The sequence below is a fragment of the Staphylococcus sp. HMSC65H10 genome (assembly GCF_001839185.1).
GTDB lineage: Bacteria > Bacillota > Bacilli > Staphylococcales > Staphylococcaceae > Staphylococcus > Staphylococcus simulans.
Map to the genome: position 1 here is coordinate 100,256 of NZ_KV840334.1, position 26,123 is coordinate 126,378.

Sequence of the window (26,123 nt, forward strand, 5' to 3'; positions counted from 1 at the left end):
TTGAGACATAAAAAAGAACCAGCATAAAGGCTCAATATAAATCCCTCCTTATGTGGCTCTACCCGTATTAGATTAAATAACCGCTTCTTTACAAAACTTTAAAATTGTACCAAACTGCATAAAAAAAGAAAACCACGGTGTGGTTTTCAACACTTATTAATATGTTCTTTCTTCATACCTATTTCTTATAAATCATCCATTATCTATCTTACTTTAATCTCTATACATGGTTGATGCGCTGTATTATATACAATCATATGCGTATAACTGTCTTTTGAATCCACTTGAATGTATAACCATTCATCTTTTATGATCATCTGTTTATATTTAATGTCTAACTTGCGATAAGCTTTTAATTCATGATCATGCGATGCCCCTACCTCTAATGCTTTCATTACCACAAAATCTCCAGGCATCACATCCTCTTGCCAATGAATAGGGTTATAATCAGAGACTGTTTTTAAATACGTTTCAACATCATCCCACTTTATTTCTAACGGTAAAGCTTGGGCTGGTAATGAAAATGCTTCTTTAACGTTAAGTGTTTTAGATGATGAGGATTGTTGATGAAATGTCTCTTTCATAGTAACAAACGTTGTTTCAATCTCTATCCATATATCAGCGCTATCCGTTGCGGTAACTGTAAGTAAATAACGTGATTGCTCAAAGTGTTTAAGGGCTCGTTGATCTATTAATTTAAGTTCAGCTGTATAAGTCTTTCCTTCTATTAAAGAATGATAACGATGGATACGTTTCTGTCTTAAGATAAAAGAATGTTCAGCTGATGCTTGAAAGGGTTCAAAACGATGCCAGATATCTGTTAAATAAAACGCATCTAAAGGAATAGAAGCGTTTTGCGACGATAATTTCCAAGTAAATGTCTGTTTCATTTAGTGCTCTACCTTCTCAAATAAAGTCGAAATACCTAATCCGCCACCAATGCCCATTGTAGCTAATGCATGATTTCCAGGGAAATACGTAAGAATAGAAATCAGTCGTGCGACTAAATTTGCGCCGCTTGCGCCATATGGATGTCCTTCAGCGAGTGCACCACCAAATGGATTCACTTGTCTTTCTTCTATACCAAGTAAGTCCATAGAAGCGAGTACTTGAGAGCTGAAAGCTTCATTAAATGCGACCCAATCTATATCTGAAATAGATAATTGATGTCTCATTAATAGTTGTTCAGTCGCAGGGACAGGTCCAATACCTAATAATTTGGGATTGACTCCTGAGACCTGTGCATCTATAAATTTCAATTGACCTTTTAACCCGAGTGCTTCTGCTTTTTCACGTGACATAACTAACGCTAAGGCAGCACCGTCACTTTTAGGACAAGCATTGCCGACAGTGACTGAGCCTGCATCGAACAGCGGTTTCAATCGTGCCAAACGTTGTGCAGATATCTTTTGTTTCGGTGCTTCATCTTGTGTAACTTGTTCACCACGAATCGTTAAAGGTACGATTTCACGTTGGATTTGTGATAAATGTTCAAAGTATTTTTGATGACTACGTGCCGCAAAAGCATCTTGACGTTCACGAGCAACTTGATAAACTTGCGCTACATTTTCAGCTGCTTCTAACATGCTTGGATCTCCCATAGATTCTGGGGTAAAAGGCGCACGTTCGTATATTTCTGGCGGGTGTTTCTCATATAGTGATTGCGGTTTTTGAATTTTCCATGGTGCTCGACTTGTTGATTCCACTCCTCCTGCAAGATAAATATCTCCTGCACCAGCTTGAATCATACGACATGCCAGGTTGATTGCTTCTAAGCCTGACCCGCATTGGCGATCTATCGTCATACCTGGAATATCAGAAGAGAGTCCGGCATGAAGTAATGATTTACGCGCGAGATTACCGCCGTTACCGACTGTATTACCAATGATGACATCTTGTATATTTGAAGCGATAGACGGATGCAGCTGTATCAATTCATCGATAAGTGGCTTGAGTAAAGCTTCAGGTTCTATATGTTTAAAGATACCGCCATACTTGCCTATTGGTGTTCGTTTCGCTTCAATAATGACTGCTTCTCTCATTTTTCTTTCCTCCCATAGCGTTCATCCATCTCTTTACGTGCGATTTTTCCGCTATTCGTCCATAACATTTCTGGTACTTCAATAAAGCGCATCGGTACTTTATAGCGTTCTAAATGTTGCCGTAAATCACGTTTTATCTCTCGAATCTTTATAGGTTGTTTTGTTTGGTAATACGCAATCAACACTTCTCCTAACTCATAATGCCTTTCACCTGTCACCATAACGTGTTGGATCGGTGTCGTTTCTAAAATTACACGTTCCACTTCTTCAGGATAGACATTCATTCCGCCCACAATTACTTTATTATTGACCCGTCCTTCTAATATCAGTTCTTGATCTTCTGTCATTTTTGCGTAATCACCTGTCGCAATAGTGTCTTGATTAGAGATGCTTTCTCCATCTACATAGCCTGAAAAGACCATATCACTTTGTACATGAAGCTGTCCGATTTGAGTAGGGTCAGACAATTTCTGTCCAGTGTCATCAGTTAGAATAACTTTAACGCCTTTGAAAAGTTTCCCGACATTCTTTGGCGCATAGTCTGTCACGTGATGATATGAAATAAAACTCGCTTCACTTGTACCGAAGAATTCAATAACTTGTGATTTCGGCATGCTTTCTTTAAAGCGTTTAATCGTATGCGGTTCTAATTTCGCACCTGACGTTAGAAATGTCACAGAGATATCTCTTAACTTTTTGGTGCTTAATTGTAAAATTTGTTCTAAAACCGAAGGTACAATAAAGACGACAGCCTTTGGATGCTCGATAAGCTGATGAAATAATTGCGCAGGATGATAATCCATCTGCATATAACACGGACAATGAGAATGGTACGCATACATCATGGCATAAAGGGTCAGTGAATGTGCAATTGGACCTGGCGCAATTACGCATGAAGGCGGTGCGTTTAAGATATCGTCATTTGCATCATAACTGACTAACCAAGAGTGCCTATTGCGATAATATGCTTTTGGCATGCCTGTCGTACCAGAAGTAAAACCGATGTGCAATAAATCATCAGGCGGTGATGTCACTTTTTGTGAGGAAGGTGTTTCTGCTTCATTTAATTGTTCAAGACGTAGTGAATTAACACCTTCAATCTTCTTATCAGCAATCACATGTGTAATCTGATAATGATTTAAAATTTGATGTAGTTGTTCAGACGTCCACTTCGCATCTAACACTACCGGTAAATAACCGCTAGATTGTACAGCGAGATAAACACGCAAGAATTGTGCCGGATCTTGAATTAATATACCAATACTTTTTGTTTGGTTTGCCCATTGTGCAATGTAGCCACGATCTATGTTCAACACATCATTTAATTGTGCTTTTGTTAATCGGCTTGCTTCGGTTTGAATGACGATATCAGACATACAGACCACCTTTCCTTTAATAAAATTTATTTCAAAGCAGTTTAATTTTATCATAGTGCTATTGAGAAAGAATGAGTTAGCTTTATAATCTATCCACCACACAATCCAATTCATTATTCTTTTGCATGCAAAATTATTGTATACTAATTATGAACGAGGATTTTACAGTGTTTAGATTTGGACGGACGACCTTCGTAACCTCACATAAACTCGAATCTTTCCTCACTATCTATGAATTTTCATCTTGAGAACAAGGGGGCATGTTTATGGAACAAGCTCACAGAATTTTAAGTATTTATACGCGTTTGCTTCAACAAAAAGTTGTAAATAAGTATGAGCTGTCTAACGAATGGGGTGTCTCTTCAAGGACAATACAAAGAGATATCGATAATATTCGGAATTTTCTTTACGATACAGACGAATGGCATGGTTATCGTAAAGAGATTACCTACAATCATAAGTTAGAATCTTATGAAATGGACAGTTCCAGTTCAAACCATGAAGTCTCACTTTACTTTTTGCTGACGTTGTTAGAAACCGTTTCACCTGATATTGATCAACATCTTTATAATTATTTAGAATTACTGATTGCAACTTTCCATACGCAACATGAAAGCGAATTACGTTCACATTTGTCTAAATTGAAAGTAGGCAAACGTTTCGATGAACTCAATCATATTGTGACTGCTTCACGTGCAATCAATAAATCTCAAAAGCTATATACTGATAACCACCAAGAGATTACCCCTATCGGCATTCAATATTATAACTTTACATTCAACCTAATTTATAAGATGCATGATCAAATCCTTTCTACTGACTTAAAACAAAAAGTTGTCACTTGCAGTCCAAACCACTTCCATGCACAATCCGTCTATAACTCTATAGAATGGGTCACATTTGAACTCGTGCCAGAACTCTATGAATTGATTCGACATCGTTACCAACACAAAATCATTAAATTAGTTAATAAAAAGTATTATGTCATTCGTATTAAAATGTGTGTTGAAGATGCGATTAACTTCTGTTTCACTGCACGAAATCAAGCACGGCTTGTCGGACCTGAAAGTACATATCAAATTGTGATGAAAGAATTGTTGAAACTTCAAGAAACATACTTATTTACTCGACTAAGCGCAAATGAATATTAACATGAAAGCTGTATGTTCAATTTGGACATGCAGCTTTTTTGTCGAAACTTATAATGAGTTTCTTCCTATATTAATAGCCACTTTCTGTTTATTCTATCACGCTTTCACTTTTTCTTAATCATTTTAACTTTCCGTTTAAACATATAGTCATCAGATGACATAATGCGTCATACCATGTGGATAAGTCGTGCGCTTTATTTATGAAAAGCGCATTCATTTTTCTGATAAATGAAAATTTATGTCTACACCTATTATGTAAAATAAATGTATAAGCAATATATATTTTTTTCATCTTAGTAAGTCTATCAAAGTATATGCATATTTATTATTAGGAGGATTAGAAAATGAAAAAGAAACAACTATTTTCTTTACGTAAGCTATCTGTGGGGATTGCTTCAGTATCACTTGGGACATTAGTATTTTTAGGCGGAGGACAAACAGTAAGCGCTGAAACACAAGATTTAAATCAAAAAACTCAAGAAGCTTACAACACGATTAATAACTTACCGAGTTTAACAGATGCTGAGAAAGATGCGTACAATCAACAAATTTTAGAACAAAGCGGACAAAACAACTCAAACTTTGATGCGATTTTAGCTGAAGCTCAACAAGATAATACACAAGCAGCTGAGGATATTAACTATGCTTCTCAAGATGCTTACAATATTATCAACAACTTACCTAGCTTAACGGACGCGCAAAAAGATGCGTATAACCAACAAATTCTTGAAACAGCCGGTGCTAACAACACTGACTTCGACAAAATTTTAGACGAAGCACAAGCTACCAATGATCAAGCAGCACAAGATATCAATCAAGCTTCTTTAGATGCTTACAACACGATCAACAACTTACCTAGCTTAACTGATGCGCAAAAAGATGCATATAACCAACAAATTCTTGAATCAGCTGGTGCTAACAACACAAACTTCGACGCTATCTTAGCAGAAGCTCAAAAAGTAAATGATCAAGCAGCTCAAGATATCAACCAAGCTTCTCAAGAGGCTTATAACACAATCAATAACTTACCTAACTTAACAGATGCTCAAAAAGATGCATACAATCAACGCATCTTAGAAGTTGCAGGTACAAATAGCACTGACTTCGATGCGATTTTATCAGAAGCTAAAGCTGCTGATGCTCAAGCTGCTAAAGAAACACCTGAAGCACTAGAAGCATTAAACAAAGCAACTCAAGATGCATATAACACAATTAACAACTTACCTAATTTAACAGATGCACAAAAAGATGACTTCAACCACCAAATCTTAGTTGAAAGTGGTCAAAACAGCACAGAAAAATTTGAAGCTATTTTAGCTGAAGCAAAAGCTTTAGATGCTAAACAAGCACCTGTTGAAGAAGACAAAGCTGACGATAAAGAAAAACAAGAAGATTCAAAATCAGAAGATAAAGCTACTGAAGAAGAAGCAAAACCTGAAGACAACAAGTCTGAAGAGAAAGCTGATCAAAAAGAACAACCTAAAGAAGATGCTAAAACTGAAGGTAAAGTAAAAGAAGAAAAAATACCTGAAAACAAAACAGATGAAAAGCTGTAGAGAAAGATATTAAAAAAGCTGCGGATGAAAAAACTTCAGTAAAAGAGAGAACTAAAGCAGCTCATGATGCAGTGAACAAATTAGAAAATCTAACTCAAAAACAAAAAGAGGCTTATATCGCACAAATCGATAAATCAGCTAAAGAAGATAAAGGTGCACAATTCGAAGCAATCTTAACAGAAGCTAAAGCAGAAGACGCTAAAGTTGTGAAAGAAAATGCGAAACCTAAAGCTGATGCAAAAGAATTACCAGCAACTGGTGAATCAGACGAAGTACTATTTGGTTTATTATCTGGCTCTTTATTTGCAAGCGCAGGTACTTTATTCTTATTAAACGCACGTCGTAAAGAAAGTAAGTAATATTTTTCTTCTATCTAACATTATAAAAACTCCCCTATCTCAAACAACCTGGTAGAAATATCTATCGGGTTGTTTTTTCTGATTCTAAGGAGAAACTTAAAAAGTAAGTTAAGATAGTTCTTCTAAAACTTTAATTTATACACATTAAACCATTAAATAATTTTCGAAACTCTATAAAAGACATATTATGTCATACTAAATGTAAAAGGCACGTCTAAATTTACAGAAAATTTTCACACTTATTTTTTAAGTGAAGCATCATGTCTATATACGTAGTGTAAAATATATGCATATCTATAAATAATCTATCATATTGTCATCACTACTATGCATAGTCACATTAGGAGGAGAAATACATCATGAAGAAAAAACAACTATTTTCTTTACGTAAATTAACAGTCGGTATCGCATCTGTGTCATTAGGAACAGTAGTATTTTTAAGCGGAGCGCAAGCGGTTGATGCTCAAGCCAATGCGCAAGATGCTACAACTATTACACAAAACGCTTATAACGTGGTAAATAACTTACCAAATATTTCTGATAAAACAAAAGATGCTTATATCGCAAAAATCACTGCTGCAGCTGGTAATAACAAACTTACTGATGTTGAAGGCATCGTAAACAGCGCTAAAGCTGAAGATGCTCAAGTTGCAACTGCTAAAAAAGTTGCTGCTGAACAAGACGCTAAAGCTGTTAACCAACAAGTAGAACTTGCTAAAAAAGTTGCTATTGAAACAGCTAAAAAAGATCACGCTCAAAAAATCGCTAACGCTAAAGCTGAAATTTATAAATTAGAAAACCTTTCTAATTTTACAAAAGCTAGATACAGCGCAAAAATTACTAAAGCAGCTACTGATGAAATTGCAGGATTAGTTCAAAACGCTAAAGCTGAAGATGCTAAAATTGCAACTGCTAAAAATGCAGGTAAAGAACAAGCTAAAGCTGACGCTGCTGCTAAAGATAAAGCTGTTAAAGCTTTAAATCAAAAAACTGCTGATGCTTATCAAGTAATCAACTCTTTGAAAAACATCACTGACAAACAACAATTAAGCTTCTTACATCAAGTTGAAGTAGACAGCGGTACTAACAACGGCGAACGTATCGATGCTATCGTTGCTGATGCTAAACAATTAGACGCTCAATTCGCTTATGATAAAGAACAAAAAGCTAAAGCTGAACAAAAAGCTGCAAGAGAATTAAATACTTTAACTCAAGTTGCTTATAACACAGTTAACGGCTTACACAACTTAACTGATCAACAAAAAGATGCATTCAACAAACAAATCTTACAAGACAGTGGTAACAACAACGGTCATAACATTAACAATATCGTTGCTAATGCAAAAGCTTTAGACGAACAAAATGGTAACGCTAAACATGCTCGTGAAGCAGGTGCTAGCACTGTTGAACAAAAAGACAAAGCAGTTAGAGAATTAAACACTTTAACTTCTGTTGCTTATAACACAGTTAACAATTTACCAAACTTAACAGATGCTCAAAAAGATGATTTTAACCATCAAATCTTAGTAGATAGCGGAAACAACAACGGTCAAAAAATTAATGACATCGTTGCTGCTGCTAAACAAAAAGATGCTGAAAGTGCTCAAGCTAAACACGTTCGTGAAGCAGCTGCCAACACTAACCTTCCAGCAGACGTAGCTAAAAAAGTTAAAGCAGCTCACAATACTGTTGAAGCTTTGAAAAACTTAAAACCAGAACAAAAAGCTGCTGCACATCGCAAACTTAACGAAGTAGCACGTACAGATGCTAAAGCTATTGATACTGTTGTAGCTCAAGCTAAAGAATTAAATGCTAACCAAGCACCAGGTAATAACGAAAGAGCTAAACAAAAAATTGAAACAGCTCAAAAAGCTCATGCTCAAAGAATTGCTAATGCTCAAGCTGAAGTTAATAGATTGAAAAACGTTTCTAAAAATACTAAAGCTGAATACAACGAAAAAATTTCACGAGCAGCTACTGATGAGATTCCAGCATTAGTTAAAGAAGTTAAAGCTCTAGATGCTGCTAAACAACCTGCTATTGCTAAAAAAGAAATTGCCGCTGCTCAAAAAGCTCATGCTGAGCAAATTAAAGAATCTCAAGCTTTAGTTAACAAATTAGAAAACCTTTCTAAAGAAGCTAAAGATGAATACAACAGCAGAATTGCTAAAGCAGCTACTAATGAAGTAGAAGCAATCGTTAATGAAGCACAAGCTGAAGATACTCATGCTGCTACTGCTAAAAAAGAAATTACAGCAGCTAAAAATGCTCACGAAGCAGAAATCGCTCAAGCACAAGCTGTTGCTAAACAAAAAATTGAAACAGCTCAAAAAGCTCACGCTCAACTACTTGCTGATTCTCAAGCTTTAGTTAACAAATTAGAAAACCTTTCTAAAGAAGCTAAAGATGAATACAACAGCAGAATTGCTAAAGCAGCTACTGATGAAGTAGAAGCAATCGTTAATGAAGCTCAAGCTGAAGATGCTCATGCTGCTGCTGCTAAAAAAGAAATTACTACAGCTCAAAAAGCTCATGCTAAACAAATTGCTGATGCTCAAGCTTTAGTTAATAAACTTGATAAACTTTCAAAAGATGCAAAAGCTAGCTACAATCAACAAATTGCACAAGCAGCTACTGATGAAGTTGCAGCAATAGTTCAAAAAGCTCAAGCTGAAAATGCTAAACAAGCACCAGTTAATAAAGAAGTTAAACCTGCTCAAAAAGCTACAACTACTCCAGGTCAAGCTAACAAAGCTGGTCAAACTACAACTGCTCAAAACAATGGTAAAGTTGTAACTGGTCAAAAAGCTGCTCAAAAAGCTGGTCAAACTACAGCTACTACTAACAAAGCAGCTGCTCAACAAAAAGCTAAAGACGCTAAAAAACAATTACCTGCAACTGGTGAACAAGATCAAGTATTATTCGGATTATTATCTGGTTCATTATTCGCAAGTGCTGGTACATTATTCTTATTAAATGCACGTCGTCGTAAAGAAAACGAATAATTTAATCGTTATTCTTTCTAAAAATTAACACCTATACTGAAACCCGGTAGGGAAATGGTCAATGGCCGTTATCCTTACCGGGTTTCTTTGATTTTGACTTATTTCTCTCTAATGTCTGCACAATATTCTCCTTTGTTTATCTTTATGAATTAAAGTGTGTATCTGCTTGACGTTCTAAAGGTAATCCCGCTTCAAACCGCTCAATATACTGTTTGAAACTCTCTACATCCTCTACTTTTGGTTCAAGCACTAATGCTTCGACATCCCCAAATGCATGATGGTCTAAGTAATCTGACAGTTTTTGACCTTGGTGGTCCACATGATAACGGGCAAGCACCGCAATACCCCATGCGCCGCCTTCACTGGCTGTCTGCATCACACTGACTGGACTTTCAAGTGCTGCAGCTAAGAAGCTTTGTGCTACGCGTTCTGTTTTAAAAATACCGCCGTGACCAATCATACTGTCGATTTCCAATGCTTCATTACGTTTCAATAAATCGATACCGATTTTCAACGTGCTAAAAGCACTGAAAATATGTGTTTTCATCACATTCGCCAAATTAAACTGACTTTCTACACTGCGAATGAACATTGGATAACCTTTTGGCACATCTGTAATAAATTCACCCGAAACATAGCCATAAGATAATAAATGACCGAGTTCTTTATCCCCTTCAAGCGCCTTTTCGAACATCCGTGTAAATAAGTCTTCCTTCGTATATGCAGCTCCCATCGTATCCAGCACTTCCGCAAATAAATCCATCCAAGCATTGATATCAGACGTGCAGTTATTCGCATGAATCATCGCGACTTCATCACCTGCAGGCGTCGTCACTAAATCAACTTCTGGATACAATTTCTCTAGTGGATGATCTAAGACAATCATAGAGAAGATACTTGTCCCTGCAGAAATATTTCCTGTTCTTGGCGCGACACTTTTCGTTGCGACCATACCTGTTGCCGCATCCCCTTCAGGTGCACACATCGGGCATCCAGCTTGTAACTCTTGATTTGGATCAATCAACTTCGCACCTGTTTCTGTTAAGTAGCCTGCATCTTCTCCAGCTACCAACACTTTCGGTAAAACATCATGCACATCTTGTGTATAACCTTCTTTGTGATAAAGGTCATTAAATTGATTTAATAAATCTTCCCTGAAGCGATGCGTCTTCGGGTCTATTGGAAACATACCTGAAGCATCTCCAACGCCTAAAACGCGTTCACCTATTAAATACCAATGTACATAACCAGATAATGTCGTCATATATCGGACGTTTTGCGTATGCGGTGCATCATGAATCGCCGCATCATATAACTGCGCAATACTCCACCTTTCAGGAATATTCACCCCAAAATGTTCTGTTAGCTTACGTGCTGCATCATGTGCGTTATTATTACGCCAAGTACGAAATGGTACTAATAAATCGTCTTTATCATCAAACGCTAAATAGCCGTGCATCATACCACTGATACCTAAAGACTTTAACTGTTTAATAGCTACACCATACTTGTCTTTTACTTTATCTGTCATCGATTGATAACTGATTTGAAGTCCGTTCCAGACATCATTAAGTGAATACGTCCAAAATCCATCTTTAAATGTGTTCTCCCATTCAAATGACCCTGTTGCGATTGTTTCACATTGTGCATTAACTGCGACTGTTTTGATTCGTGTAGACCCAAGTTCTATACCTACACTGATATCTCCAGCTTCAATCTGTTCCTTAATCCTTTCCACAGTTTCCACCTTCTCCTAATATTCATTCACTTTCTCTATTTATGTAACAGTTGTATATACAACTGTGTAACCGTTATCATAAATCGTAATCCACAATGAAAGCGTTGTCAATAAATATCTTAAACGTTTAAGGTTTATTCTTACACTTTAACAAGTGATTTACTAAATATTGGTAGTGTTTGGTGGTTCATGTATTTTCGAGCGCAGTAAATAGCATCATGTTTATGAATATTGAGATAAGTATACAAAAACTAAAAAAGAGACCTGTCCTTTTTGAACAGATCTCAATGTATGAATCACTCACACTTTTCTATAACGTTTTAAGCCTACAATATTCAGTATCGTAAATATTACAATAAAGAGAACTAAAATACCGATATCAAACCAGAATTTATTAATACTTTGTGCTTTAATCATAACTTTAGTCAACGCATCCCCTGCATACCGTAATGGGAACAAATAACCGATACTTGCGATAAAGCGATTCACATTATCCAACGGAATAATACCAGAGAATAATACTTGCGGTACGACTACAATCGGAATAAACTGCAGCATTTGAAACTCTGAATTCGCAAACGTGGATACGAATAATCCCATAGTAAGTGCCGCAAAGGCAATCAGTATATTGATTAATAGTACCCACAAGATATTGCCTGCGACATCAACTTTCAATAAGTAAATTGAAAACAGTACAATAATCAACGTTTGTATCACCGCAAAGATACCGTATCCTACTAAGTAACCGAACACAATTTCACTACGCTTGATTGAAGTCGCAAGTATACGTTCTAAAGTACCTGTCGTTCTTTCTCTTAATAACGCAATACCTGAAATTAAGAATACAAATAAAAAGACAAAGAAGCCCATTAAAATCGGAAACATTTTATCAAAATAACTGCTGTCAGCATCTCCATATAAATAATGCACATCAAGTGAGGTTAATTCTGATGTTTGATTTGATTTCATAGCTGCTTTACTTGCTTGAGGCATCTCAGCCAGTTTTATTTTGATAGTTTTCATTTCACCCGCAAGTGCTTGCATTTTATCTTTTTGAAGGGTACCAGCTAGAATTTGTTTTACCGCTGTCGTTTTACTTGGATTCTCATTCGTATAAGTGACCACTAATTGTTTATCATCTTTTTGAACATAAGCATCTAAATCATGTTGTTCGATTAAGGTTTTGACAGATTCAGAATTAGAATAAGTTTCTGTCTGCACTTTATCTTTTGGCAGTGCTTTAACAAAAGATTTAGGGACATCTTCAGAGAAACCGATATTTAAGTGTTCTTCATTATCGCTATTAAACAAGAAGAACATAATCGTCAAAATGATTAAAGGGACGATAAACATTAAAGCGAGTGTACGTTTATCACGAACTAGATCAATCATGACACGTTTTAAGACTGCTTTAAATCTCATGACCCTTCGCCTCCTCTGCTTTTAAGAATACCTCTTCAATACTTGAAGCATTAAACTGTTGTTTTAATTCATTTGGTGAGCCTAACGCAAAGATATGACCGTCTACTAATAAGCCAACTTGATCACAACGTTCTGCTTCATCCATGACATGTGTTGTCATCAAAATAGTTTGTCCTTGTTCAGCTAGTTAACGCAGTTCATGCCAGATTTTTTGACGTAGACTCGGATCAATACCCACAGTCGGTTCATCTAAAATAAGCAAGTCTGGTCTCCCTAATAAAGTAATTGCTAGGGATAAACGCCGTTTCATACCGCCTGAAAATGTATGTACAATTTGCGATTGTTTATCTTCTAAATCGACCAGTTTCATATAACGTTTAATATCCTCGTTTAATTGCTTGCCGGATAATCCTTTTAAATTTCCAAAGAATACTAAGTTCTCTTTCGCACTTAAATTCTCATACAAAGCGAGTGTTTGTCCCATATAACCGACATGGCTCAATACTTTACGATTTGGCATTGAATGATTATAAATAGAAGCTTCTCCTCCATCTAACTGTTCCATACCTAGCCAACATTTAATAGCTGTTGTTTTGCCTGAACCACTCGGTCCGATTAATCCCATAATTTGACCTTGTTGAAGCGTCAACGAAATATCTTCCAGCACCGTTTGCTTATTAAACGCTTTAGATGCATGTGTTAACTGTGCGACAGCTTGCATAACTTCTCCCCCATTTCCTATCTCTGCATTGCATATTCATATTACTTTCATTATAAGCCATTCTGGTCTATGAACAACGTATCACCTTTTTAAAACATCTTAATCACACATTTTAAATATGACAATTTTATCAACTTTGAACAATAGCCTGATATGTAAGTCTAGCAATTAACCTTATGGGTAAATATGATAATGAGACTATTTATATATAAATACAACTTATATTAGAGGAGGCTATTTCTTTATGAAATATGTAATTGTCGGAACTTCTCACGCAGGTTATGCGGCAATCGAAACGCTATTAATTTCAGATCCAGAAGCAGAAATTGAAGTGTTTGAAAGTGTAGATAAACCTTCATTCTTATCCTGCGGTATTCAAAGTTATCTAGAAGATGTTGCGCCTAGCTTAGATTCACTACACTATGCAAGCGTGGAATCACTAGAAAATCGTGGTGTTAAAGTCCATGTGAATACTACAGTAACTGACTTAGATACTGAAAATAAAACTGTAACAGTTCAAGATAAAGACAATAATGAATCTAAAGTTGATTATGATAAATTATTCTTAAGTCCAGGCGGCGTACCAAACGCACCGCCAATTGATGGCATCAATGACTATAATAATGTGTTATTCATGCGTGGTGCTGACTGGGCAGGCAAAATCAAAGAACGCATGAAATCTGCGAAAAAAGCAATCGTTGTCGGCGGCGGTTATATCGGTATTGAAGCTGCAGAAGCTTTCGTTAAAGCTGGTATTGATACAACAGTGATGGATGACGGAGATCGTTTAATTAAGACGTACCTAGACAAAGAATTTACTGATATTCTCGAAGAGAATGCGAAAGAACACGGTTTAAAATTCAGAGGTAACGAAAATGTGAAAGCATTAAAAGCAGATGATAATAATAACGTAACTGGCGTTGTGACAGACAACGGAGAATTTGAAGCCGATACAGTTATCTTTACTGTAGGTGTTAAACCTGCGACAGAATGGTTAGATGGTAAAGTGAAATTAGGTACTAAAGGTATTATTGAAATTAACGACCACCTTGAAACATCTGAAAAAGATGTCTACGCAAGTGGTGACGCAACAATGATTCCTTATGCACCTATTGAAGAAGAACGCTATATTGCCCTTGCGACAAACTCTCGTCGTCAAGGTTATGTCGCAGCACGCAACATGGCTGGCCATGATATGAAAATGCCTAGAGTTTCTGGTACATCTGGCTTATCATTATTCGATTATAAATTTGGTCAAACAGGTGTACATGAATCAGAAAAAGATAATTATGACGGTAATTTAGGTGCAACGTATATCGAAGTACCTGTACGTCCTAAATTCAGACAAGATGATACAACTGTGCATCTGAAAATTATCTATGATGAAGATTCTCACCGTATCTTAGGTGGTCAAATTATGAGTAAAGAAGACTTAGTAGAATCTATCAATACAATTTCAGTCGCAATCAATGCCGGCTGGAAATTGGAAGATTTAGCGTTAGTTGACTTCTTCTTCCAACCTAACTTTGATCGTCCATGGAACTATCTAAACGTCTTGGCACAACGTGCATTAGGCGATGATGTCTTCCCTAAAGACAATCAATTATTCTAACAACTCATTAAATTAATAATCATGTAGAGTGCGGGGCAGTGTCAAAACGGCACTGTCCCGCTTCTCATGTATTTGCTTAACATACCAACTGCCTTTAGAATGAAAGTAAGCTCAAAAACATAGATAAGTGAGGAGGTTCGTCTAATATGTCTCCAGTTTTAATGTGGGTATTATCATTAATTTTCTTCGTGACGGTTATTTTAATTCAAGGTTCTTTAATGAAACGTATTAAAAGCGACTGGAATTTAATCGTGCCTGTAATTTCTGTACTTGTGATGACAGGTTTATTCATCGCAAACTATATCGTCATTCCAGTCTACATTCTATATGTACTTGTGACTGCGTTTCACGTTTATAGATACACACACGGTACTGTCAAAAACTTTAAAGGTTTCAAAGACTGACTTACACACATACCTAATTGATTTTAGGTATGTTTTTTATTGTCTTAACAAGCTCAACCAATATGATAAACTATAACCATAACCAATAATATATTATAAAGAAGGTGCAACGTTGGCTACTTTTCTAAGTACTATCAGTATCGTCATTCTTTATGTTGCCGCACTATTTACGCAGCACTACATACTGCGTCATACCAATAAGAAATATAAGTTTGTAGTACCGATTGTATATTCAGTCATTTTGTTGGTGCTGTTCTTAACACATATCATTAACTTACCAACTTTTATTATTTTCTTTATATTAGGCGCAGTTCAACTCTTCGGCCTTGAACAACAACTTAAACGACATGAGAAAAATAAACAGAAACATTCTGAAGCAGACAAAAAGAAAGAGGTGTCATAAAACATGTCTCCATTTTTAATGCATTGGATTGTACCGATTGTTACGCTGATTATTGCGATTCTTCTTCAAAAAGTAATTGCGTCAAAAGCAAGTGGCAAAGCTAAATTTATCATTCCTGTTTTATTCTTCATTATAATTATCGGGTATAATTTGCAAGGTATTATCTTATTAGCTCATACAGTTATTTTTATTGTAGTCGGTGAATTCTTCATCGTACTTCAAGGTTTCAAATCTGATAAAGCACATGATGAAACTGACTAATATTATAAAAGCGGCACGTTTAACGAAAGATTTTGCTTTCTTAAACATGCCGCTTTATTTTATACATTCATTTGTTTGATACGTTGTGCCTGTTTTTCTTTTTCTTTTAATTCACTTTCTTCTCGTTCTTGTAAATTTGTTTTGTATGATACAGGTTCTTGAGGTTTTGGCATCGCATGATGCAAGGGTTCTATATTAGGATATTTCTCTCGTTGATTAGATGTTGATTCGAATTCCTCTGTTTTCTTCTTTTCTGCTGACTGTTCTTTTAAATTTGAATCTTGTTGAAGATATTTCGGACGATTCTTCACTTCATAATAAATACGTCCAATATATTCACCAATAACTCCTAATGAAATCAACTGAATACTACCTAAGAATAAAATCGCAAAAATTGTAGTGAAATAACCTGGTGCGTCAATACCGTTAAAGATAATCATTAAGAAATTGATTAACAAGTATAATAAACTAATACCAAAGATCCACATACCAAAGTACATAATTGTACGTAACGGCTTGTTGTTAAACGAAATAACACCGTCTACACCGTAATCTAATAATTTAAAGAATGACCACTTAGAGTCTCCAGCTATGCGTTCTTGGTTTTCGTATTCAATCGTTTCTGTCTTATAACCTACCCAAGAAAATAATCCTTTAGAGAATCTTTGTGTCTCTCCTAAATCAGCAAGTGTACGTACGACACGTTGACTTAATAAACGGAAATCACCTACACCATCTTCAATAGGTACATCGACAAAGCGATTGACCAACTTATAATAACAATGCGTCATAAATTTACGTGTAGCTTTTTCTCCTTCACGATTACGTTTAGCAATAACTTGGTCTGTACCATTTTCTAAATACTTCTCAATCATTTGTGGAATTAATTCAGGTGGATGTTGTAGATCACCATCTAAAATAATCACTGCATCTACATCTCTACTTTGATCCAGTCCAGCATACATTGCAGCTTCTTTACCAAAGTTTCTACTGAATTCAATGTATTTTACGTGTGAATCATATTGACTATAATCTTTAACCTTTTCAATTGTGCTATCCTTACTCCCGTCGTCAATAAAAAGCAAATCAAATTCATAGTTTTGTTTTTTCGAATCTTCTTCTAGAACTTTCTTTAGTTCTTTGTATGTGTAGTTGATAACATCTTCTTCATTAAAGCATGGGATTAACATTCTTACTTTAACCATTCTATTTCTCCGTTCTATTGTAAAATGTTTCCACTTCTTCTATTTATATTAAGGGTTATTTATCTATATACCCAAATTTGTATTTTAAATTTAGAAACAGTATGTTTTTAATATACTACTTAGAATTTGTTTCACATTATAATAGATGACTTTGACTTTTTCTAATAAAACCTAGCATCTTTACAAAATCTATATATTCTTAATGAAGGTTATACAATGACTTCAAAGTATACGAGGACTCTATCCTTCTAACAAAATAAAAAGCACCAACCATCTTCAATAAATAAGATGGTTGGTGGTTAAATTCAAATTAATACATTTTTTGGACCAAATGAAACTTAGTATAGTCCTTTAGTTTGGTTGCTTGTATCAATATAGATGTTTTTAACTTGTTGATAGTTTTGGATCGCTGCTTTGTAAGTTTCACGGCCAATACCAGATTTTTTGTAGCCGCCGAATGGAGCACCTTCTGGTACTTGGTTATAAGTGTTAACCCAGATACGGCCTGTTCTAACTTCACGTGCAACTTTCAATGCACGGTTGATGTTTTCAGAGAAAACGCCACCTGCTAAACCATATTCAGAATCATTTGCGATTTGAATTGCTTCGTCTTCATCTTTAACTTTAATAACTGTTAAGACAGGACCAAAGATTTCTTCTTGTGCAAGTTTGTTTTTATTATTTTCTACTGCAATGATTGTTGGTTCGAAGAAATAACCTTTAGATAATTCTCCATCTGTTAAGCGGTTACCGCCAACTAAGATTTCTGCACCTGATTCTTTAGCATAATCTACATAATTTTGGATTTTTTCTAATTGTGCTTCACCTGTTTGTGAACCCATTTGAATATTTTCATCTAGAGGGTCACCTACTTTAATACGGCTGAATGCATCTTTTAAGCGATCCATTAATTTATCATAGATATCTTCTTGTACAAGTAAGCGTGAACCAGCACTGCAGACTTCACCTTGGTTGAATAAGATACCAAGTTGAATACCTTCTACCGCAACATCTAAGTTTGCATCATCTAAGATGATGTTAGCTGATTTACCACCAAGTTCTAGTGTTGCAGGAACTAAGCGTTTCGCTGCAGCATCAGCAACTTGATAACCTACTTCTGTTGAACCAGTGAATGATAATTTATCTACACCTTCGTGATTGAAGATTGCATTACCTGATTCAGAACCTTTACCTGTTAAGATGTTTACTACACCATTAGGTAATACTTCTTGGAAGATTTTAGCTAATTCAATTAAGCTGACTGGTGTAGATGATGATGGTTGGATGACTACTGTGTTACCAGCCGCAAGTGCTGGTGCTAATTTCCAAGCTGATAATAACATTGGGAAGTTCCATGCTACTACGGCACCTACAACACCAATTGGTTCATGACGTACAATACTCATAACATCTTCACTCATGTCATTAACTGTACCTTCATCTGTGTCAATTACACTTGCGAAGTATTCATAATGACGTGCTGATAATGGAATATCGATTGTGGATGTTTCACGAATCGGTTTACCATTATTTAATGTTTCGATAACTGCGAAACGATCTTTTTGTTCTAATAATTTGTCACCAATTTCGCGTAATAATTTCACGCGCTCTGCTTTAGGTGTTTTACTCCAGCTGTCGAATGCTGCTTGTGCTGCTTGAACAGCTTTATCAACATCTTTTTCGCTTGCTTTAGCTACTTTAGTGATAACCTCACCTGTTGCTGGGTTTGAAACGTCAATTGTTTCTCCTGATTCGCTCGGTACAAACTCACCATTAATAAATAAATCATAACTGTCTTGGATATAGTCTCTTACATTTACACTCATGATTAAAAGCCTCCTTTAAAGCTAATTTATTTATTGCTCAAGGTTTATGAAAAGCTTAGAAACCTTGTTAAAACCTTTTGTGAAGCGTTTTCAGTTGTATATTAATTATCACATAATTAAATAAGTTAGTCATACAATGTGCTTATGAATCCATCCCAATGAAAAAAGCCCTGCATCATGCAGAGCTTTTTAAAGATCTTAATTATGCTTTTACATGTGTCATTTCTAATTGGTGTACTAAATGTTTCAACATTGTATTGTTTGGTGTTGGAATACCAAATTCTTGACCATATTCTTCAACTTGACCGTTTAGATAGTCTACCTCTGTTAAACGACCGCTATATAAGTCTTGGTGCATTGAAGGATGGTGTAAACCTTGTGTTTCAACAGGATAAGAACCTTCGATTTTATGCACGATTGTGTCAAAATCTACTTCAACGCCTTTAGCAGCTGCTACTTCTACGATTTCACGTATGATTGGTGTAATCATTTCGCGTGAATTTTCGTATGCTGCAAAATCAACGATACGTTTATCTAAAATTGTACAAAGTGGATTAACTACACTATTAAGTGCTGCTTTTAACCAAACTGTTTGCATAATTTGATTACTGATTGTTGGATTTAAACCTGCATCTTCAAAGACTTGATTAATTTCTCTTGTTCTTTCACTTTCTTTACCATCAACACGTTGGAAGTCTACAGTACCTACACCTTCAAGTAATAGTTTACCCGGTCCTCTTAAACCAGCTGTCCACATTGTAACAGCAAGATATATTTGTTCCTCAGGTACGACTTGTTTAAAACGTTCGTCATGACCCAAACCGTTCATCATTGTCAATACTGCTGTGTCTTTAGTAATAGCCCCTTTATCTTTCAGCTTTTGCAACATTTCTACAGATTGCATTGCTTTTGTAAGAATGATGACTAAATCATATTGATCATTCACTTCTTCAGGTGTAATCATTGTCGCATCTACTTGATAAGTCTCAGTTTCTGTTTGAATTTCAAAACCATGTTTTTGTACAGCCTCAACGTGAGGTAACCAACTATCAATAAATGTAACGTCGTAACCTGCTTTTTGAATTTGTGTGCCTACACGACCGCCCATAGCGCCAGCACCAGCAACTGCAATTTTCATATTCATCGTACTCCTTACGTTTGTATTGCGGTAAGTTATTACCGTATCTAAAGTTGTATCTGTTTATATTATAACGCTTAATTCTGTTATTTTTGAATATTGAGATAACTTATATTGAAAAATTAGCCGGCAATTTTGCCGGCTAATCGTAATGATTGAGATTATTTAGCTTCTTTTCTCTTTGTATAATAATAGATTGGAATACCTAATAAAGTAATGATAATACCAATTGATGCGAGTAATGTTTGAGTGAACAATGTATTAATTAATACGAACACACCTGACACAATCGCAATTAATGGTACGATCGGATAAAGCGGTACTTTATAAGGACGTTCCATTTCTGGTTCTCTACGTCTAAGAATCATTACTGCTACGAAAGCCATTGTGTAGAATGTCCAGATAACAAAGATCAACATGTTTGTAATTGTATCGAATGCACCTAAAGACATCATAACGAAAGCAATAACGATTTGAACTAAACCACTTGCCCATGGTGCTTGTCCTGGTGTCAATTTCAAGAAGAAGTTCTTGAATGGTAAACCACCACGTTCAGCCATCGCATATGGTACACGCATACCTGTCATCATATAACCATTTAAAGCACCATATACAGATACCATGATACCAATTGTGACAATTTTACCTCCGCCATTACCGAAGATTTTAACAGAAGCTTCACTTGCTGCGTTCAAGTTACCACTGATTTCTGAAATTGGTAATGTCATTAAGAATACTGCGTTGATTAAAAGGTAAACAACCATTACAGCACCTAAACCGATAGTGATTGCCCCTGGTAAGTCACGTTTTGGATTCTTCAACTCACCAGCAATTGTACCAACGTGCATCCAACCATCATAAGCGAACATAGTCGCAAGTAAACCTGCACCTAAGGCTGTAAAGAAGCCTTGCTGCTCACCTGATTGAATTGGGAATAGTGAGAATTCTACATTACTAGGTGCAAAGAAGCCGACGGCTACAATTAAAATAATTGGAATCAGTTTAATTACTAATGTAATAGACTGAAGCATACCTCCTGCTTTAGATCCTAAGCAGTTGATAAAGTATACAGTTAGCGCAGTTATTAATGCAATCAACAAAATCCAATGTGCTTTAATATGGAATAAGTTAGTAAATTGCGTCGCAAAGACAATTGCTAAAGCAGCAACGTTTGCTGGGAAATAAATAAATGCTTGCGCCCATCCTGATAAGTAACCCCAGAAGTTACCGTAAGTATATTCAATATATTTAACAAGTCCGCCTGTCTCTGGAATTGCGGCGGCAAGTTCGGCTGCAGTCAACCCTGCACAGATTGTTACTAAACCACCTAACAGCCATACCAACATTGCCATACTTGTAGAGCCCGTTACTTCTACGACACTAGAAACTTTAAAGAATACGCCAGCGCCGATTACCGTTCCCATAACTATGGAAATGGCTGAGAAGAAACCTAAATTACGTTTAAGCTCATTTTGATTACTCATATCTATCTATCCTCCATTTACTCATACGTGATAAGCAAGTAGAGAGACGCTATACATTATTAAAACAGTATCATTCAATATTATTACAAAAATAAAAGACCATACCGTACAACACATACATGGATTTTAAAAATCTTTGTATTTGTCGTACTGTTTAGCCGCTTCTTTAACCCTTCCTTATTGAATGCGCTTACATACTGAAAAAAATAACTTTTTATTTGTCTCTGTTACTTTTATCCCTTTTGATAATGTTAATCATAGCTTCCTGTTACAGTTTAACGCACGCTCGCATAATGGGCAATAACATTTTCTTTTAATATATACACAATTTATGAACAAACTTTGAAAAGGTGTTTTGAATGTATTAAAGAAAACTGTTATTTATTTGAGGTAGTTAAACCAAACTTAAAATATCTGAATAACCCCAACCAATCATACTTATTTCTATTACCTGCTTCTCCCTCTTTTAAATCATTTTTTACTTTTATTTTTCAAAAAAAGCATTTGCAACTTAGTGCAAATGCTTAAAATGATATTATTTAGTTTCCACAACAGACTTAGGTTCTTCTGGTTTAATACTATAATTGTTCAACACCATCGGATAAAGTGTGTTTCTGCCAACGACTATTCTTACGTATGGGAAGAAAGATAGTATGATAGCTAAGCCTACACAAAAACCTAGTGTGAATATAGTAGTTAATGTAAAGAATGCGAAAGGATACTTCACAAATGAAGCTAGTCCTCTAGAAATATGTTGGATAATAATTTGATGTGATAAATAGATAAAGAACGAGATTTCACTAATCATATATAAAGCTGTTAAGTGATATCGGCTTAATTGTTTTGCGACATAAATAGCTAAAACAAAGAATGCTGCTGTGAAGATGAATAGGTCAAAACGATTTGATTCTCTCCATGTAACATTCAACACAAAGAAATCAAATGCTATAACTAGTCCACTTAGTAAAAGTACCCCAAGTACATATAGTACTTTTTGTTGCACATACTGCATCACTGCATCAAAGTTCTTACCAATATAGAAACCGATAACAAAGTAAAACAACCAATTCAAAATAATTGTACGGTTAAATAATGGATAATATGTATTCCAAAATTCTAAATAAGTTGTACTATAGTACATTAAAAAAGCATGTCCAAAACTAATAACTAATGACACAACAATAGGTATAAGTGGTTTCATGCGATCTAGCACTTTATAAAACAACATATGTAATACAAAGAATTGGAAAATAACCAGTACAAACCATCCAAAGAATTTACCTTCTAACAAAATATTAATCAATAAGTGACTCATTGAGAAATTTTTACTTGGATCAAAATATATCTCGACAATCACAAATAATGCAAAGCAAATGTATGGTATTAAAATAAACTTCACGCGTTTAGTTAAAAAGTTATTAGGTATATGTTTAGAATACCTCATACCTAACAACATTTCAGATAACATAATAAAGCACGGTGTCGCACTAAATAATAAGACTTGAATGTAACTTGCGCTTCGTTTTTGGAACTCTGTGATATGCGGATCATTCACAAAACCTGTCATTGCATGAACAATAACAATAATGATACAAAAAATAGCACGCGCATATGTCAGCTCTACTTTCTTTTTCATTTTGCGTACTCCCTTAATATTTATCCCTAGTATTAAAACGCTTTCAATGAATACATAAAAAATTCTTTTAAATATCAGCAAGCGATATTTAAAAGAGATATGTTTTCACAAATACGTTCATCATCATTAATTATATGTAACTTACATCATTTACGCAATAGAGTTAAGAACACTATTTAGTTCTATCAAAAGTTATTTTCAAAAATAAATAGACTTACGCATGGCGCGCAAGCCTATCTTTAACCGTTTTATTAATCTAATAATGAATAAAACTCATTTAGTGCAGTTTCATTATGGTTTTGTCCTTTAAATGTTTCAAAGACAGGAATCTGACCATTCATGAAACTCTTAATGTTTTCACCGACTTTTTCTGGTTCATTTTCTGTAAGAATTCCGAAGTCACCATAACGTAAAACATATCTGTTAGCCGGGATGTTTGAGGCAAGTACATTAACACCAACTGTTAACGCTTCAAGCAATACCATAGACTGCCCTTCATAATGAGAAGTTAACGCAAAGACATCACATTGCTTCATAATGTTAAATGGATTTCGTTTTTGACCCACCAAGAAAACATTGTCCTCTAATTGCAGTTTGCGTATCAATTGTTCTAAGTTAGAGCGTAACGGCCCCTCACCTAAAATATACAATTTCGCAGTTGGATTTTCTTTAACTGCATCTTTGAAGCCTTCAATTAAAATATCAAAGCCTTTTTCTGGAGAAAGCCTGCCCATCGCCATAACTTTGAAATCTTGATCATTAAACGGAACACTCACGATTTCTCCATTATTTAAATATGCTAATACTTTTTGTCCGCGATGCATAAAGAAATCTGTATCTTCGTCTTTTAATTTATTAATACGTGTTAAATTAATTGTATTCATAGCTGATGTAAATTTATCTTTTGTTTTAGACGTTGCTAAGTTTTCTTTATTTATTCTACATGTTTCTTCTGAAACGCTGACTAAATAGTCAAAACGATTATATAAACTGATGACACCTTTTAAGTTTTGGTAATGCGGACGTATACCATTTACGTTACGATTCATATCACTCTTAATGTCACTATGAAGGTACATTAGTTTACGTTTAGATTCTGTTCCTAATAGAATTTTTGACCAGAACATAGAATAACCACTGAAGTCTACTACAACGTCAAATTTTGAAATTCCGAAAATCTTTCTAAATTCGCGTTCAAATACTTCTGTTGGATAAACTGATTCTTCCAATACAGATTTAACACCTCTATTTTTAACAAAGATATCTCTGTATTTCTCTAAAGTAGTACCTAATAAAGGTCCTTTTCTTAAGATAATACGTACATTTTTATTAACTTCTTTCAAATTATCTAAGATTTCACGATTCTTTGTATCTCCCAAGAAAATCGTTACATCATATTTATCGTAATCAATATTTTCTAATAAATTAATTGCTGATGTAGTAATACCATTATTTTTCATTCCGCCTGGATACATCAATATTTTCTTCTTAGTGTTTTCTTGATTACTAACAACCGGTTGGAACATTTTGTTAACAAGACGTTCAGTTCCATGTCCATCTTCATAAGGAACATATAAATCTTTAAAACGCTCATATTTAGTTTGATATACATCTTGGTTTGTTTCCGCTTCATTAACAGCTGATACAAGCTCATCTATGTCATAGACCGACGGTCCAGGAAGTAGATCTGTATTAATATAAAGTCCGCGGTCACTATTGTAATCCTCATAATCAGGCGCATAAAAAACAATAGGTTGATCTGTTACAAGATAATCAAAGAAAATACTAGAGTAATCAGTTACTAACAAATCTACAGCTGCTAACAATTCATTCGTATCAAATGAATCAGGAACAAGATATGGCTTTAGTTCTTTATAATTTAATGCTGTTTTATAAACAAAAGGATGTACTTTAACAATAACCTGATAGTCTGTTTTCTTTTCAAGTTCTAAGACCATTTCATGAATGTCAGCCACACTATCTTCGGGGTCATTAACATCAGTCCCACGCCATGTTGGCGCAAATAAAAGTGTTTTACGTTTCTTTAATTTAAGACCATTTTGTTTTAAATGTTTACGTACATCTTTTTTATCACTATTCAATGTTAAATCAATTCTTGGATAACCAATTTCAGCTAAATCACCATTATAAATACCATCTAAACTAAATGCTCTTTTGAACACTTCTGTTGTATGAGGGTTCGGACTGACTAATATATCTGCACTTAAAAAGTTTTTAATAATATTTTGAGAGCCGACTAAGTTATCTTCTACATCTAGGCCCATAGCTTTAATAGGTGTGCCATGCCAAGTATTTACATACACTTGTTCTGGTTTCTTTGTAAAATAAGCGGGGAAAGTTGAGTTATTGATAATATACTTAGCGGTTGTAAGTACACTTAAATAATCGTCACTTTCTTTTACAATGAATCGCACATTTTTAAATGATTTATATTGTTTAGTATATGCTTTACGTTTTTTCTCAGAATCTACAACCCAGATATGTTCTAATTTTTTATATTTCTTATCTCTTAATAGATATTTAAAAATTGCATAAGGGCTGTCTGTCATACTCTTACCATCTCGTGCTTGATAAACTATTTGTCTATCGTTAACTTTGTTCTTTTTATAAAAGTTCGCATATTTAGTTGTTTTTAAGACATACTTGCTCTTAAACTTCGATTTGACAGGTTGCTCAATAAACTTATATTTTCTTTTCGCTTGATTCAGTATAAATCCGCTTACTTTATTCAATGTAGACACTCCTATTTATCTTTTTTATCAA

The 26,123-nt window shown here is 35.0% G+C and carries 19 protein-coding genes and 1 pseudogene; 8 read left to right on the forward strand and 12 right to left on the reverse strand.

Features of this window, described 5'->3' with window-relative positions:
* Positions 1 to 203: 203 nt before the first annotated feature.
* From HMPREF3270_RS05750 to HMPREF3270_RS05760, 3 genes are read right to left on the reverse strand one after another with little or no spacing between them, the layout of a single operon-like run.
* Positions 204 to 890: a hypothetical protein gene (locus tag HMPREF3270_RS05750; RefSeq protein WP_070848885.1), complete on the reverse strand. Its 687-nt coding sequence runs from the start codon at positions 888 to 890 to the stop codon at positions 204 to 206.
* The gene (locus HMPREF3270_RS05755; RefSeq protein ID WP_070848883.1) at positions 891 to 2,042 is read right to left on the reverse strand and encodes a thiolase family protein; all 1,152 of its coding nucleotides are present in this window, start codon (positions 2,040 to 2,042) and stop codon (positions 891 to 893) included. It abuts the gene before it with no gap.
* Positions 2,039 to 3,418: an AMP-binding protein gene (locus HMPREF3270_RS05760; protein ID WP_070848881.1), complete on the reverse strand. Its 1,380-nt coding sequence runs from the start codon at positions 3,416 to 3,418 to the stop codon at positions 2,039 to 2,041. Before HMPREF3270_RS05760 ends, HMPREF3270_RS05755 begins: the two co-directional genes overlap by 4 nt.
* Positions 3,419 to 3,684: 266 nt before the next feature.
* Here HMPREF3270_RS05760 and HMPREF3270_RS05765 point away from each other — a divergent pair, with 266 nt between their 5' ends.
* The 4 genes from HMPREF3270_RS05765 to HMPREF3270_RS05780 all read left to right on the forward strand — a co-directional run bounded on the left by HMPREF3270_RS05765 (position 3,685) and on the right by HMPREF3270_RS05780 (position 9,489).
* Positions 3,685 to 4,569 (forward strand): HTH domain-containing protein, encoded by an 885-nt coding sequence (locus HMPREF3270_RS05765; RefSeq protein ID WP_070848879.1) that lies wholly within the window; start codon positions 3,685 to 3,687, stop codon positions 4,567 to 4,569.
* A 344-nt stretch (positions 4,570 to 4,913) separates the two neighbouring features.
* Complete coding sequence (locus HMPREF3270_RS05770) at positions 4,914 to 6,125, forward strand: YSIRK-type signal peptide-containing protein (protein WP_070848878.1); 1,212 nt, start codon at positions 4,914 to 4,916, stop codon at positions 6,123 to 6,125.
* 71 nt (positions 6,126 to 6,196) lie between these two features.
* Positions 6,197 to 6,484 (forward strand): LPXTG cell wall anchor domain-containing protein, encoded by a 288-nt coding sequence (locus HMPREF3270_RS05775; protein WP_070848876.1) that lies wholly within the window; start codon positions 6,197 to 6,199, stop codon positions 6,482 to 6,484.
* A gap of 359 nt (positions 6,485 to 6,843) precedes the next feature.
* Positions 6,844 to 9,489 (forward strand): YSIRK-type signal peptide-containing protein, encoded by a 2,646-nt coding sequence (locus HMPREF3270_RS05780; protein ID WP_070848874.1) that lies wholly within the window; start codon positions 6,844 to 6,846, stop codon positions 9,487 to 9,489.
* A 142-nt stretch (positions 9,490 to 9,631) separates the two neighbouring features.
* Here the strand turns inward: HMPREF3270_RS05780 and HMPREF3270_RS05785 are convergent, their stop codons facing one another.
* From HMPREF3270_RS05785 to HMPREF3270_RS05795, 3 genes and pseudogenes are all read right to left on the reverse strand, one after another.
* Positions 9,632 to 11,227, reverse strand: a complete 1,596-nt coding sequence (locus HMPREF3270_RS05785) for a xylulokinase (protein WP_070848872.1) — start codon at positions 11,225 to 11,227, stop codon at positions 9,632 to 9,634.
* A 300-nt stretch (positions 11,228 to 11,527) separates the two neighbouring features.
* A complete protein-coding gene (locus HMPREF3270_RS05790) occupies positions 11,528 to 12,649 on the reverse strand; it encodes an ABC transporter permease (protein ID WP_070848870.1) in 1,122 nt (373 codons plus the stop codon).
* Positions 12,639 to 13,370 (reverse strand): annotated as a pseudogene (locus tag HMPREF3270_RS05795) (ABC transporter ATP-binding protein). Before HMPREF3270_RS05795 ends, HMPREF3270_RS05790 begins: the two are co-directional and overlap by 11 nt.
* Positions 13,371 to 13,614: 244 nt before the next feature.
* On the opposite strand from HMPREF3270_RS05795, the gene HMPREF3270_RS05800 reads away from it, so the two are divergent.
* From HMPREF3270_RS05800 to HMPREF3270_RS05815, 4 genes are all read left to right on the forward strand, one after another.
* Positions 13,615 to 14,982 (forward strand): FAD-dependent oxidoreductase, encoded by a 1,368-nt coding sequence (locus HMPREF3270_RS05800; RefSeq protein WP_070848868.1) that lies wholly within the window; start codon positions 13,615 to 13,617, stop codon positions 14,980 to 14,982.
* Between the two features lie 146 nt (positions 14,983 to 15,128).
* Entirely contained in the window at positions 15,129 to 15,386 is a 258-nt protein-coding gene (locus tag HMPREF3270_RS05805) for a hypothetical protein (protein ID WP_070848866.1), read from the forward strand.
* A gap of 112 nt (positions 15,387 to 15,498) precedes the next feature.
* Positions 15,499 to 15,789 carry a hypothetical protein gene (locus HMPREF3270_RS05810; protein ID WP_070848864.1) on the forward strand — a complete coding sequence of 97 codons (291 nt, stop codon included), beginning with the start codon at positions 15,499 to 15,501 and terminating at the stop codon, positions 15,787 to 15,789.
* A gap of 3 nt (positions 15,790 to 15,792) precedes the next feature.
* Positions 15,793 to 16,050 carry a hypothetical protein gene (locus HMPREF3270_RS05815; RefSeq protein WP_057510056.1) on the forward strand — a complete coding sequence of 86 codons (258 nt, stop codon included), beginning with the start codon at positions 15,793 to 15,795 and terminating at the stop codon, positions 16,048 to 16,050.
* A 59-nt stretch (positions 16,051 to 16,109) separates the two neighbouring features.
* Here the strand turns inward: HMPREF3270_RS05815 and HMPREF3270_RS05820 are convergent, their stop codons facing one another.
* From HMPREF3270_RS05820 to HMPREF3270_RS05845, 6 genes are all read right to left on the reverse strand, one after another.
* Positions 16,110 to 17,255, reverse strand: a complete 1,146-nt coding sequence (locus tag HMPREF3270_RS05820) for a glycosyltransferase family 2 protein (protein ID WP_070848862.1) — start codon at positions 17,253 to 17,255, stop codon at positions 16,110 to 16,112.
* Positions 17,256 to 17,593: 338 nt separating this feature from the next.
* A complete protein-coding gene (locus HMPREF3270_RS05825) occupies positions 17,594 to 19,081 on the reverse strand; it encodes an aldehyde dehydrogenase family protein (protein ID WP_002479941.1) in 1,488 nt (495 codons plus the stop codon).
* A 202-nt stretch (positions 19,082 to 19,283) separates the two neighbouring features.
* Positions 19,284 to 20,219 (reverse strand): ketopantoate reductase family protein, encoded by a 936-nt coding sequence (locus HMPREF3270_RS05830; RefSeq protein ID WP_002479942.1) that lies wholly within the window; start codon positions 20,217 to 20,219, stop codon positions 19,284 to 19,286.
* Between the two features lie 161 nt (positions 20,220 to 20,380).
* Entirely contained in the window at positions 20,381 to 21,703 is a 1,323-nt protein-coding gene (locus HMPREF3270_RS05835; RefSeq protein ID WP_070848860.1) for an APC family permease, read from the reverse strand.
* Between the two features lie 535 nt (positions 21,704 to 22,238).
* On the reverse strand, positions 22,239 to 23,339 hold the full coding sequence (locus HMPREF3270_RS05840) for an acyltransferase family protein (protein ID WP_070848858.1): 1,101 nt from the start codon (positions 23,337 to 23,339) through the stop codon (positions 22,239 to 22,241).
* A 251-nt stretch (positions 23,340 to 23,590) separates the two neighbouring features.
* On the reverse strand, positions 23,591 to 26,092 hold the full coding sequence (locus tag HMPREF3270_RS05845) for a glycosyltransferase (protein ID WP_083326833.1): 2,502 nt from the start codon (positions 26,090 to 26,092) through the stop codon (positions 23,591 to 23,593).
* Positions 26,093 to 26,123 lie beyond the last annotated feature (31 nt).

What these genes read in the sequence shown, in the direction of transcription:
- HMPREF3270_RS05765 (WP_070848879.1), top strand. Translation starts at nt 3,685, where the DNA reads ATGGAACAAGCTCACAGAATTTTAAGTATTTATACGCGTTTGCTTCAA.
- HMPREF3270_RS05840 (WP_070848858.1), bottom strand. Translation starts at nt 23,339, where the DNA reads ATGAAAAAGAAAGTAGAGCTGACATATGCGCGTGCTATTTTTTGTATC.
- HMPREF3270_RS05830 (WP_002479942.1), bottom strand. Translation starts at nt 20,219, where the DNA reads ATGAAAATTGCAGTTGCTGGTGCTGGCGCTATGGGCGGTCGTGTAGGC.
- HMPREF3270_RS05800 (WP_070848868.1), top strand. Translation starts at nt 13,615, where the DNA reads ATGAAATATGTAATTGTCGGAACTTCTCACGCAGGTTATGCGGCAATC.
- HMPREF3270_RS05770 (WP_070848878.1), top strand. Translation starts at nt 4,914, where the DNA reads ATGAAAAAGAAACAACTATTTTCTTTACGTAAGCTATCTGTGGGGATT.
- HMPREF3270_RS05750 (WP_070848885.1), bottom strand. Translation starts at nt 890, where the DNA reads ATGAAACAGACATTTACTTGGAAATTATCGTCGCAAAACGCTTCTATT.
- HMPREF3270_RS05815 (WP_057510056.1), top strand. Translation starts at nt 15,793, where the DNA reads ATGTCTCCATTTTTAATGCATTGGATTGTACCGATTGTTACGCTGATT.
- HMPREF3270_RS05760 (WP_070848881.1), bottom strand. Translation starts at nt 3,418, where the DNA reads ATGTCTGATATCGTCATTCAAACCGAAGCAAGCCGATTAACAAAAGCA.
- HMPREF3270_RS05805 (WP_070848866.1), top strand. Translation starts at nt 15,129, where the DNA reads ATGTCTCCAGTTTTAATGTGGGTATTATCATTAATTTTCTTCGTGACG.
- HMPREF3270_RS05825 (WP_002479941.1), bottom strand. Translation starts at nt 19,081, where the DNA reads ATGAGTGTAAATGTAAGAGACTATATCCAAGACAGTTATGATTTATTT.
- HMPREF3270_RS05755 (WP_070848883.1), bottom strand. Translation starts at nt 2,042, where the DNA reads ATGAGAGAAGCAGTCATTATTGAAGCGAAACGAACACCAATAGGCAAG.
- HMPREF3270_RS05820 (WP_070848862.1), bottom strand. Translation starts at nt 17,255, where the DNA reads ATGGTTAAAGTAAGAATGTTAATCCCATGCTTTAATGAAGAAGATGTT.
- HMPREF3270_RS05835 (WP_070848860.1), bottom strand. Translation starts at nt 21,703, where the DNA reads ATGAGTAATCAAAATGAGCTTAAACGTAATTTAGGTTTCTTCTCAGCC.
- HMPREF3270_RS05780 (WP_070848874.1), top strand. Translation starts at nt 6,844, where the DNA reads ATGAAGAAAAAACAACTATTTTCTTTACGTAAATTAACAGTCGGTATC.
- HMPREF3270_RS05790 (WP_070848870.1), bottom strand. Translation starts at nt 12,649, where the DNA reads ATGAGATTTAAAGCAGTCTTAAAACGTGTCATGATTGATCTAGTTCGT.